This is a genomic window from Pseudomonas sp. D4002 (genome assembly GCF_013385665.1).
Lineage (GTDB): Bacteria > Pseudomonadota > Gammaproteobacteria > Pseudomonadales > Pseudomonadaceae > Aquipseudomonas.
Map to the genome: position 1 here is coordinate 37,605 of NZ_JACAPN010000039.1, position 11,684 is coordinate 49,288.

General features: G+C 61.5%; 10 protein-coding genes. 9 read left to right on the forward strand and 1 reads right to left on the reverse strand.

What is annotated here, in order from left to right; all coding sequences use genetic code 11:
• Positions 1-130 precede the first annotated feature (130 nt).
• Entirely contained in the window at positions 131-682 is a 552-nt protein-coding gene (locus tag HX824_RS24980) for a cysteine hydrolase family protein (protein ID WP_134325841.1), read from the reverse strand.
• 96 nt (positions 683-778) lie between these two features.
• Between HX824_RS24980 and HX824_RS24985 the strand changes: the two genes are divergently transcribed.
• The 9 genes from HX824_RS24985 (at position 779) to HX824_RS25025 (ending at position 11,474) form a co-directional block, all read left to right on the forward strand.
• Positions 779-1,423 carry a glutathione binding-like protein gene (locus HX824_RS24985; protein ID WP_003213676.1) on the forward strand — a complete coding sequence of 215 codons (645 nt, stop codon included), beginning with the start codon at positions 779-781 and terminating at the stop codon, positions 1,421-1,423.
• A gap of 233 nt (positions 1,424-1,656) precedes the next feature.
• Entirely contained in the window at positions 1,657-4,098 is a 2,442-nt protein-coding gene (locus tag HX824_RS24990) for a penicillin acylase family protein (protein ID WP_177055271.1), read from the forward strand.
• 232 nt (positions 4,099-4,330) lie between these two features.
• A complete protein-coding gene (locus tag HX824_RS24995) occupies positions 4,331-5,335 on the forward strand; it encodes a ligase-associated DNA damage response exonuclease (protein WP_008432130.1) in 1,005 nt (334 codons plus the stop codon).
• Positions 5,332-6,966, forward strand: a complete 1,635-nt coding sequence (locus HX824_RS25000) for an ATP-dependent DNA ligase (protein ID WP_177037041.1) — start codon at positions 5,332-5,334, stop codon at positions 6,964-6,966. Before HX824_RS24995 ends, HX824_RS25000 begins: the two co-directional genes overlap by 4 nt.
• A 329-nt stretch (positions 6,967-7,295) precedes the next feature.
• Positions 7,296-8,075: a transporter substrate-binding domain-containing protein gene (locus HX824_RS25005; RefSeq protein ID WP_177055272.1), complete on the forward strand. Its 780-nt coding sequence runs from the start codon at positions 7,296-7,298 to the stop codon at positions 8,073-8,075.
• A gap of 57 nt (positions 8,076-8,132) precedes the next feature.
• Entirely contained in the window at positions 8,133-8,861 is a 729-nt protein-coding gene (locus HX824_RS25010; RefSeq protein WP_008432134.1) for an ABC transporter permease, read from the forward strand.
• Positions 8,858-9,568 (forward strand): ABC transporter permease, encoded by a 711-nt coding sequence (locus tag HX824_RS25015; RefSeq protein WP_003209532.1) that lies wholly within the window; start codon positions 8,858-8,860, stop codon positions 9,566-9,568. The genes HX824_RS25010 and HX824_RS25015 overlap by 4 nt, the downstream gene beginning before the upstream one ends.
• A gap of 9 nt (positions 9,569-9,577) precedes the next feature.
• Positions 9,578-10,696 (forward strand): succinylglutamate desuccinylase/aspartoacylase family protein, encoded by a 1,119-nt coding sequence (locus HX824_RS25020; RefSeq protein ID WP_003209530.1) that lies wholly within the window; start codon positions 9,578-9,580, stop codon positions 10,694-10,696.
• A 13-nt stretch (positions 10,697-10,709) separates the two neighbouring features.
• Positions 10,710-11,474 (forward strand): ABC transporter ATP-binding protein, encoded by a 765-nt coding sequence (locus tag HX824_RS25025; RefSeq protein ID WP_008432141.1) that lies wholly within the window; start codon positions 10,710-10,712, stop codon positions 11,472-11,474.
• Positions 11,475-11,684 lie beyond the last annotated feature (210 nt).

The following is an 11,684-nucleotide window of genomic DNA, read 5'->3' on the forward strand; positions in this document are numbered from 1 at the left end:
GTTGGGCTGCGTAGCAGCCCCAAAATCTGTGCACGCGCGTCTTCAGGCGGACTGAGGTGAGGCACTCGGGAGCGCTTCGCACTGGAGCTCCAGCCTGGTCCAGCGGGAGCAAGCTCCCTCGCCACAACGGTCACTCCAGCAACTGTTTGGAGGAAATCACTGTGGCGTACTCGCCGTGCAGGTTGCCCAACGACATGGCATGTACCGCCTGCGCCGAATGCATCTGCCCGAAAAAGTCCGCCTTGTCGAAGGTGTAGCAGGCATCTTCGATAACCCACGTCTCAAACCCCAGGTTGCCGGCACTGCGGGCCGTGGCCTCCACCGAGTTATGGGTGGCCACGCCCACCAGCACCACTTGCCGAAGCCCGGCCTCATGCAACCTCGCTTCCAGCCCCGTCCCACAAAATGCGTCCGGCACCCGTTTCTGGATCAACTGCTCACCCGCCTGCGGAATAAATGCATCCTGAAACTCCACCCCCGACTGCTGCGGCCAGAACACCGATTCCGGCGAATGAGACAGATGCTGCACATGAATCACCGGCCAGCCTTCGCGCCGCCAATGCGCCAGCAACGCCTGCATGCGCGCCTCGGCGTGCGGATTATTGCGCCGTCCCAGCCTGGGATGGTGAATGCCTTTTTGCTGGTCAATCAGAATCAACGCTGCGCCCGCACGAATTTCCATATCGATAGACCCAAATGTTTCATTGAATTTTCGTCACCCTAACATCACCTATACCTACAGGCATTCGCTCAAGCATCACCACCCTTGGAGAGCTTCATGATCGACCTGTATTACTGGACCACCCCCAACGGTCACAAAGTGTCGTTGTTCCTGGAAGAAGCCGGCCTGCCTTACGAGGTACACCCGATCAACATCGGCCAGGGCGATCAGTTCAAGCCCGACTTCCTGAAGATCGCCCCCAATAACCGCATCCCGGCCATCGTCGATCAGAACCCGACCGACGGCGGCGCGCCGATTTCCCTGTTCGAATCCGGTGCGATCCTGCTGTACCTCGCGGAAAAAACCGGCAAGTTCATTCCCCAGGACCTGCGTGGTCGTCAGGAAGCGCTGCAATGGCTGTTCTGGCAAATGGGTGGCCTGGGGCCGATGGCCGGCCAAAATCACCACTTCAGCCAGTTCGCCCCGGAAAAGATTCCCTACGCGATCAAACGCTATGTGGATGAGACCGCCCGCCTGTATGGCGTGCTGGACCGGCGCCTGGCCGACCGCACGTTCGTGGCCGGCGAGGAATACAGCATTGCCGACATGGCGATCTACCCGTGGATCGTTTCCCACAAGTGGCAGAGCCAGAAGCTGGAAGACTTCCCACATGTAGAACGCTGGTTCAACCACATCAAGCAACGCCCGGCGACGGTGCGTGCCTATGAGCTGGTGCAGAAGGTCAATCCGCCAAAATCCTGAAGGTCAACGGGATCAAAATGTGGGAGCGGGCTTGCTCGCGAATGCGGTGGATCAGCCACAACTCTTTTAGCTGATACACCGCATTCGCGAGCAAGCCTGCTCCCACACTGATTTGTGCCCGACTGGAAACCTTACGCAAATCCTGAAATAAGCATCGCCTCCCGCTTGCGTCGTTTCGCCGCGCTCACTAACGTAGCGCCTTTACTGACGCTACCCCCCGCAGGAGCTTTGCCATGGCCTCGCCAGCCCTCTCACACTTTCTTCCCCGGTTCGGCGTTGCCGCGGCAATTGCCAGTGCCTTGGGCCTGGCCGGTTGCCAGTTACAGAGCACCCAAGACACCCTGCCTCCGGTTTCCGGCGTACAGCCGATCAAGGGCCTGGCGCAGAACGTTTCGGTGCGCCGCAACAGCCAGGGCATCCCGCTGATTGAAAGCAGCACCTTCCACGATGCGCTGTTCACCCTGGGCTACGTGCACGCCAGCGACCGCATCACCCAGATGGTCGCCCTGCGCCTGCTGGCCCAGGGCCGCCTGGCGGAAATGTCCGGGCCGGATGTGCTGGATGTCGACCGTTTCATGCGGGCGGTCAACCTGCGCAAAAGCGCCGGCGAGCTTTATAACGCCTCGTCGCCGCGCCTCAAGCGCTTCTTTGAGGTGTATGCGCGCGGGGTCAACGCCTACCTGTTCCGCTACCGCGACAAGCTGCCGCCAGACCTGGCCCAGACTGGCTACAAGCCTGAATACTGGAAGCCGGAAGATTCGGCGCTGCTGTTCTGCCTGCTGAATTTCAGCGAATCGACCAACTTGCAGGAAGAGCTGTCGTCATTGGTGCTCGCGCAAAAAGTCGGTGCCGAAAAACTCGCCTGGCTGACCCCGAGCTACCCGGATGAACCGCTGCCAGTGGCCGAGTCCGACAAGCTCAAGGGCATCAACCTGGGCCAGATCCCGGGCCTCGCTGCGCTGACCAGCCTCAGCGAGCACCTCGGCACCCTCAACACCCTGGGCACGTCCAGCTCCAGCAACTGGGCGATCGGCCCGCAGCGCAGCCGCAGCAACAAGAGCCTGCTGGCCAATGACCTGTCGACCTCGATGCAGGCCCCGTCGCTGTGGAACTACGTGCAGATCCGCTCGCCGAAATACCAGGCCGCCGGTGTGTCCATCGCCGGTTTGCCAACCCTGCTTTCCGGCTTCAACGGCAAGGTGGCCTGGAGCATGAGCCAGGTCTCGGGTGACACCCAGGACGTATTCCTGGAGAAGGTCAAGCGCCAGGGCAACGCGCTGTACTACGAAAACAACGGCAAATGGCTGCCCGCCATCGTGCGCAATGAAACCTACTTCGCCAAGGGCCAGCGGCCGATTCGCGAAGCGGTGTACGAAACCCGCCACGGGCCGCTGCTCAACAGTGCCCAGTCGCTGACCAGCGGCTACGGCCTGGCGTTGCAAACCGCCGATTTCAAGGACGACAAGAGCCTGGACGCGTTCTTCGACCTGTCCCGTGCGCAAACCGCCGGTAAAGCGTCTGACGCCACCCGGGAAATTCGCGCAATTGCCTTGAACATGGTCTTCGCCGACGCCAGCAGCATTGGCTGGCAAGTGACCGGGCGGTTCCCCAACCGCCGTGAAGGCGAAGGCCTGGTGCCATCGCCGGGCTGGGACGGGCGTTTCGACTGGGATGGCTACGCCGATGCGATGCTGCACCCCTACGATCAGGACCCGGCCCAGGGTTGGATCGGCACGGCCAACCAGCGCACCATTCCCCGTGGCTACGGCATGCAACTGTCCAACTCGTGGGCCGCGCCGGAACGCGCCGAACGTATCGCGCAACTGGCCGGCAGCGGCAAGCATGACAGCCGCAGCATGATTGCCATGCAGTACGACCAGACCACCACGTTCGCCGCCAAGCTCAAGAGCATGTTCCAGGCGCCGGGCATGGCCCAGCCGCTGAAACAGGCGATCGATGGATTGCCGGTGGCAGACCAGGCCAAGGCGCGGGAAGCACTGGGCCGCCTGATGGCCTTCGACGGTCGGCTGGCATCCACCTCCGCCGACGCGGCGATTTATGAGTTGTTCCTGCAGGAAAGCGCCAAGCAGATTTTCCTCGACGAACTCGGTCCGGAAAACAGCGCCACCTGGAAAGCCTTTATCGGTAACGCCAACCTGTCGTACTCGGCGGTGGCCGACCACCTGCTGGGGCGCGAAGACAGCCCGTTCTGGAATGACGCCCGCACCGGGCAGAAAACCGACAAGCCGGCGATCCTCGCCCGTAGCCTGGCCGCCGCGATCACCGCAGGCGACAGCGCGCTGGGCGCCGATCACAAGGCCTGGCAGTGGGGCAAACTGCACAGCTACACCTGGAAGAACACCAGCGGCCAGGCCATTCGCGGCCCACTGGCCGCGGGCGGCGATCACAACACCCTGAACAGCGCACCGTATAGCTGGGGCCAGAGTTTCGACACGACCCAGGTGCCGGCGCTGCGGATGATTGTCGACTTCGGCCTGGCGGAACCGATGATGGGCCAAAGCGGCATCGGCCAATCCGGCAACCCGGCCAGCCCGAACTATGCCAATGGCATCGACCCGTGGCTGAAGGCGCAATACCTGAGCTTCCCGATGCAGCCGCAGAACTTTGACGGGGTGTACGGGAAGACGCGGTTGACGCTGGTGCCGGGCAAGTAACCCGGTTTCCCAGCCTCAACCGGATCAAAATGTGGGAGCGGGCTTGCTGTGGTGAGCGGGCTTGCCCCGCGTTGGGCTGCGAAGCAGCCCCATCAATCTGTGGTGAACCCGACGGGGGACAAGCCCCCTCACCACAGCAAGCCAGCTCCCACATTTGATTGCATGCATTCCGATAGAACTTCTCCACCCGCCCTCGCCTCATAATTAACAAGCCCACCTCCACGGCACGCCCATGGACCTTGTTATCGCCCGGCCCGAAGGCCTCTACTGCCCCGCCGGGGATTTCTACATCGACCCCTGGCGCCCGGTGGAACGTTCGGTCATCACCCACGCCCACGGCGACCACGCCCGCACCGGCAACCAACACTACCTGGCCGCCGCCCCCGGCGAAGGTATCCTGCGCTCGCGCCTCGGCCAGGACATCAACCTGCAAACCCTGGCCTACGGCGAAAGCCTGCGCCACCACGGCGTCACCTTGAGTTTCCACCCCGCCGGCCATGTCCTCGGCTCCGCCCAGGTGCGCCTGGAATACCAGGGTGAAGTCTGGGTCGCCTCCGGCGACTATAAAGTCGAGCCCGACGGCACCTGCGCGCCGTTCGAACCGGTGCGCTGCCATACGTTTATCACCGAATCGACCTTCGGCCTGCCGATCTACCGCTGGCAGCCCCAGGCGCAGATTTTTGCCGGGATCAACGACTGGTGGCAGGCCAATATCGCCGCCGGCAAGGCCAGCGTGTTGTTCTGTTATTCCTTCGGCAAAGCCCAGCGGATTCTCCACGGCATCGACGCCAGCATCGGCCCGATCCTCAGCCATGGCGCGGTCGAACCCTTGAATCGGGTGTACCGCGAAGCTGGCATCTATATCCCTGAAACCCTCTACGCCGGCGACTTCAAAAAGACCGACCCTTTGTTGCGCCAGGCCCTGATCATCGCCCCGCCCTCTGCCGGTGGCAGCACCTGGATTCGCCGCTTCGGCGACTACAGCGACGCCTTCGCCAGCGGCTGGATGCGCCTGCGCGGCACCCGGCGGCGGCGCGGCGTGGATCGCGGCTTTGTGCTCTCGGACCACGCCGATTGGCCCGGACTGTTATGGGCCATTGAGCAAACCGGTGCCGAGCGGGTAATGGTCACCCACGGTTCTGTGGGCGTATTGGTCAGGCATCTGCGGGAAAAGGGCCTGGATGCCCAGGGATTCACCACCGAATACGGCGATGACGAAGAGGAGGCCACGTCATGAAAGCCTTCGCCGAGCTGTACGCCAACCTCGACGCCACCACCTCCAGCAACGCCAAGCTCGCCGCCTTGCAGGCTTATTTCCTACAGGCGCCCGCGGAAGATGCGGCATGGGCGGTGTACTTTTTATCCGGCGGCCGGCCCCGACAACTAGTACCCACCCGGTTGCTGCGGGACATGGCCACCGAAGCCGCGAGCATTGAGCCGTGGCTGTTCGAAGAAAGTTATCAGTCGGTAGGCGACCTGGCGGAAACCATTTCGCTGCTGTTACCGGAATCGCCCCACACCTCGGACGATGGTCTGGCCGTGTGGCTGGAAGAAAAACTCCTGCCCTTGCGTGGCCTGCCGCCAGAAGAACTGGCAGAACGCCTGCCCGCGTTGTGGGCACAGCTGGATCAGCCGAGCCTGATGCTCTGCATCAAGCTGATCACCGGCAGCTTCCGGGTCGGTGTGTCGAAGTTGCTGGTCACCCGCGCCCTGGCCGCCATGGCCGGGCTGGACAGCAAACGCGTGGCCCAGCGGCTGGTGGGCTACACCGACCTGTCGAACCGTCCGACGGCCGAAGGCTACTTGAAGCTGATTGCCGCCGAATCGTCCGACGAACACGCCCAGCGTGGCGGGCAGCCTTATCCGTTTTTCCTGGCCCATGGCCTGGCCCAGCCGGTGGAGCAGTTCGATGCCTTGCTCGGCTCCCCTGCTGACTGGCAAGTGGAATGGAAGTGGGACGGTATCCGCGCACAACTGGTCAAGCGCGAAGGCCGCTTGTGGGTCTGGTCTCGGGGCGAAGAACTGGTCACCGAGCGCTTTCCGGAGCTTCATGACCTGGAAAACAGCCTGCCCGATGGCACGGTGATCGACGGCGAAATCGTGGTGTGGAAGGACTCGGTGCAACCCTTCGCCCTGCTGCAACAGCGCATTGGCCGCAAGACCCTGGGCAAGAAAATCCTCGAAGACGCGCCGGTCGCCGTGCTCGCTTATGACCTGCTGGAACACCACGGCGAAGACTGGCGCAACCACACCCAGGCCGAACGCCGGGCGCAACTGGAGCTGGTGGTCAGCGACTGCGACCAGCCAACATTGCGCACGTCGCCATTGCTGATCGGCGATAGCTGGCAAGACTTGGCAGAGCAGCGTGAGGCGTCTCGCAGCCTGGGCGTGGAAGGCATGATGCTCAAGGCCCGGGACGGGCTCTACGGCGTGGGCCGGACCAAGGACATGGGCGTGTGGTGGAAGTGGAAAGTCGACCCGTTCAGTGTCGATGCCGTGCTGATCTATGCCCAGCGCGGCCATGGCCGGCGCGCCAGCCTGTACAGCGACTACACCTTTGCGGTGTGGGACGGCCCGCCCGGTACTGAGCGTACGTTGGTGCCGTTCGCCAAGGCGTATTCGGGGCTGACCGATGAAGAAATGCGCAAGGTCGACGCCATCGTACGCAAGACCACCGTGGAGAAATTCGGCCCGGTGAGCAGCGTCACGCCGAGCATGGTGTTTGAACTGGGTTTTGAAGGGATTGCCCTGTCCAAGCGGCACAAGAGCGGAATTGCGGTACGTTTCCCGAGGATGTTGCGCTGGCGCCAGGACAAGGCCGTCGAGGAAGCCGACAACCTGGCGACCCTGCAGGATTTACTGGCCTGACACGTCTCTCACGAACGCCACCGATCAATGTGGGAGCGGGCTTGCTCGCGAATGCGGTGTGTCAGTCAATACATGTACCGACTGATCCACCGCCTTCGCGAGCAAGCCCGCTCCCACATTTGAAAACCTCACACGCCCCAAAATAATGCATAGATTGATCAATGCCCATTTTCGGGCATTTCCTACTGGCACAACTCCTTAATCTCACCTTTTAAAACGACCATTCGGAACTATGGTGCAGAAATTGCTACTTGAGTCCGGTCTGACACCGTTCAGTAACAGTCCTAACCGCGCCACAAGCGCTTATCTTGGTTTCCAGGGATTACATAATGAAAAAAGCATTGCTGACCCTTTCTGCACTGGCTCTGTGCATGGCCGCCGGTTCCGCGCTGGCCAAGGAATACAAGGAATTGCGTTTTGGTGTCGATCCGTCCTACGCGCCATTTGAGTCTAAAGCCGCTGACGGCAGCCTGGTGGGCTTCGATATCGACCTGGGCAATGCCATCTGTGCCGAGCTGAAGGTCAAGTGCAAGTGGGTCGAAAGTGATTTCGACGGCATGATTCCAGGCCTCAACGCCAACAAGTTTGACGGCGTGATTTCCTCGATGACCGTGACCGAAGCCCGTGAAAAGGCGATCGACTTCTCCAACGAGCTGTTCTCCGGCCCAACCTCACTGGTGTTCAAAAAGGGCGCGAACTTCTCCACGCCTGAGTCCCTGAAGGGTAAAAACGTGGGCTACGAGCAAGGCACCATCCAGGAAGCCTACGCCAAGGCCGTACTGGACAAGGCCGGTGTCACCACCAAGGCCTACGCCAACCAGGACCAGGTGTACGCCGACCTGACTTCCGGCCGCCTGGACGCTTCCGTGCAGGACATGCTGCAAGCCGAACTGGGCTTTTTGAAGTCGCCAGCCGGTGCTGACTACGAAGTCAGCAAGGCCATCGACGATCCACTGCTGCCGTCCAAAACTGCGGTCGGTATCAAAAAAGGTAACAAAGACCTCAAGGCCTTGTTGGATAAAGGTATCAAAGCGTTACACGATGATGGCACCTACGCCACCATCCAGAAGAAACACTTTGGCGATCTGAACCTGTACAGCGGCAAATAATGCCTGGGGCGCCCTTCCTCTGGAGGGGCGCTTTTTTATCGCCATAGGTCCTGATTTATGTTCGAAGATCTTTTGCAAACCCTGGGGCTCAGTGCCTTCAGCTTGAAGGGTTTCGGCCCGCTGTTGCTGCAAGGCACCTGGATGACCGTCAAGTTGTCGGTGTTCTCCCTGGCCGTCAGCGTATTGCTTGGCCTGCTCGGGGCTACCGCCAAACTGTCCAGCCTGCCGTTCCTGCGGATTCCCGCGCAGATCTACACCACCCTGATTCGCGGCGTGCCCGACCTGGTGCTGATGCTGCTGATTTTCTACAGCCTGCAAATCTGGCTGACCAGCTTTACCGACTTTATGGAATGGGACTACATCGAGATCGACCCATTCAGCGCCGGGGTGATCACCCTGGGCTTTATCTACGGTGCGTATTTCACCGAGACCTTTCGCGGCGCGATCCTCGCCGTGCCCCGTGGCCAGTTGGAGGCCGCCACGGCCTACGGCCTCACGCGTGGCCAGCGGTTTCGTTTCGTGACCTTCCCGCAGATGATGCGCTTCGCCCTGCCGGGCATCGGCAATAACTGGATGGTGATGCTCAAGGCCACCGCCCTGGTGTCGATCATCGGCCTGGCCGACCTGGTCAAGGCCGCGCAGGATGCCGGCAAGAGTACTTATCAGCTGTTCTATTTCCTGGTGATCGCCGCGTTTATCTACCTGTTGATCACCAGCGCGTCCAACTTCGTCCTGCGCCGCCTCGAACGGCGCTACTCCGCAGGCTCCCGGGAGGCAGTGCGATGATCGAACTTATCCAGCAATACTGGCGCCCCTTCCTTTATAGCGACGGCCAGCACATCACCGGGCTGGCCATGACGATGTGGCTGCTCAGCGCGTCGATCTTCATCGGCTTCCTGGTATCGATCCCGCTGTCCATTGCGCGGGTGTCGCGCAATCGCTGGGTGCGCTGGCCGGTGCAGTTCTACACCTACCTGTTTCGCGGCACGCCGCTGTATATCCAGTTGCTGATTTGCTACACCGGGATCTACAGCATCGCGGCGGTTCGCGCGCAGCCGGTGCTGGACGCGTTCTTTCGTGATGCGATGAACTGCACGATTCTCGCCTTCGCCCTCAACACCTGCGCCTACACCACGGAGATTTTTGCCGGGGCGATCCGCAGCATGGCCCACGGCGAAGTCGAAGCGGCGAAAGCCTACGGCCTCAGCGGCTGGAAGCTGTATGCCTACGTAATCATGCCGTCGGCCCTGCGCCGCTCGCTGCCGTACTACAGTAATGAAGTGATCCTGATGCTGCACTCGACGACGGTGGCCTTCACCGCGACCATCCCGGATATCCTGAAAGTCGCCCGGGACGCCAACTCGGCCACCTACATGACCTTTCAATCATTCGGTATCGCTGCGCTGATCTACCTGACCGTGACCTTTGCCCTGGTCGGTCTGTTTCGTCTGGCGGAGCGTCGCTGGCTGGCCTTTCTCGGCCCCAGCCACTAAGGAGCCTTCATGCGTCATCAGATTCATCCACTTGTGGCGCCGGTGCCGGGCACGGAGCGACAAATCCACAGTTTCCACTTCGGGCCGGAGCAGGCCGAAGGCAAGGTCTACATCCAGTCGTCACTGCACGCCGACGAATTGCCGGGCATGCTGGTGGCCTGGCACTTGAAGGCGCGCCTGGCGGAGCTGGCTGCGGCCGGCCGCCTGCGCAGCGAGATCGTGCTGGTGCCGATCGCCAACCCGACCGGCCTGGAACAGGTGTTGATGGACATCCCCCTGGGCCGCTATGAGCTGGAAAGCGGGCAGAACTTCAACCGCCTGTTTGTCGACCTGTCCGACGAGGTTGGCAATCAAGTCGAAGGCCTGCTGGGAGATGATCCTGCGCACAACGTCGAACTGATCCGCGATGCGCTGACCATGGCCCTGGCGGCGCAAACGCCCGTCACACAACTGGAATCCCAACGCCTGGTGCTGCAACGCCTGGCGTGTGATGCCGACATGGTGCTGGACCTGCACTGCGACTTCGAAGCCGTTGCACACCTGTACACCACCCCCGAGGCGTGGCCGCAGGTGGAGCCGCTGGCGCGCTATATCGGTTCGGAAGCCAGCCTGTTGGCTACCGATTCCGGTGGGCAGTCGTTCGATGAGTGTTTCACGCTGGTGTGGTGGCAATTGCAACAACGGTTTGGCGAGCGCTTCCCGATTCCGATGGGCAGCTTTTCCGTCACCGTCGAGTTGCGCGGCCAGGGCGACGTCAACCACGGCCTGGCCAGCCTCGACTGCCAGGCGATCATCGATTACCTGATTCACTTCGGCGCAATCAGCGGCGAGCCGGCACCGCTGCCGGAATTGCCCTACCCCGCCACACCGCTGGCGGGCGTCGAGCCGGTGGCCACACCCGTGGGCGGCTTGCTGGTATTCAGCGCGCTGCCTGGGGAATACGTGGACGCCGGGCAACTGATCGCCGAAATCATCGACCCCATTTCCGACCGCGTAACGCCAGTGCATTGCCGCAATGCCGGGCTGCTTTACGCTCGTTCGCTGCGGCGCATGGCCACTGCCGGGATGGTCATTGCCCATGTCGCCGGCACTGAAGCCTATCGCAGCGGCTACCTACTTTCGCCTTGAGGATGCACGCCCCATGTACAAATTGACCGTTGAAGGCCTGCATAAAAGCTATGGCGACAATGAGGTGCTCAAAGGTGTCTCGCTCAAGGCCAGGACCGGTGATGTGATCAGCTTGATCGGCGCCAGTGGCTCGGGCAAGAGTACCTTTTTGCGTTGTATCAATTTTCTTGAACAGCCCAATGATGGCGCGATGACGCTGGATGGGCAGCAGATTCGCATGGTCAGTGACCGCCATGGGATGCGCGTGGCGGATGATGCTGAGTTGCAGCGCCTGCGTACGCGGTTGGCGATGGTGTTTCAGCATTTCAACCTGTGGAGCCACATGAGTGTGCTGGAGAACATCACCATGGCGCCGCGCCGGGTGCTGGGTTGCAGCAAGAAGGACGCCGAGGATCGTGCTCGCCGGTATCTGGACAAGGTGGGGTTGCCGGCGCGGGTGGCCGGTCAATATCCGGCGTTTTTGTCGGGTGGCCAGCAACAGCGGGTGGCGATTGCCCGGGCGCTGGCGATGGAGCCGGAGGTGATGCTGTTTGACGAGCCGACTTCGGCGCTGGACCCGGAGTTGGTGGGTGAGGTGTTGAAGGTGATCCAGGGTTTGGCTGAGGAAGGCCGGACGATGATCATGGTGACCCATGAGATGAGCTTTGCGCGCAAGGTGTCGAGCCAGGTGCTGTTTTTGCACAAGGGGTTGGTGGAGGAACAGGGTGCGCCGGAGGATGTGCTGGGTAATCCGAAGAGCGAGCGGTTGCAGCAGTTTTTGAGTGGGAATTTGAAGTAGCCCGCAGGGGTTGGGTGTATATCCGTTATTTAGGTAACGGCCACTTATGGTTCCGCTCTTACAGCGGCTCACTTTTGAACAGCGCAAAAGTAAGCAAAACGCTCTTGCCCCACCACTCGGCACCTCGCCTAGGCTCGGTGTGCCCTCACTCCGGCTTTGGACCGTGGGCCGCCGTCATGGGCCATCCTTGGCCCAGGACGGCTAACCTGG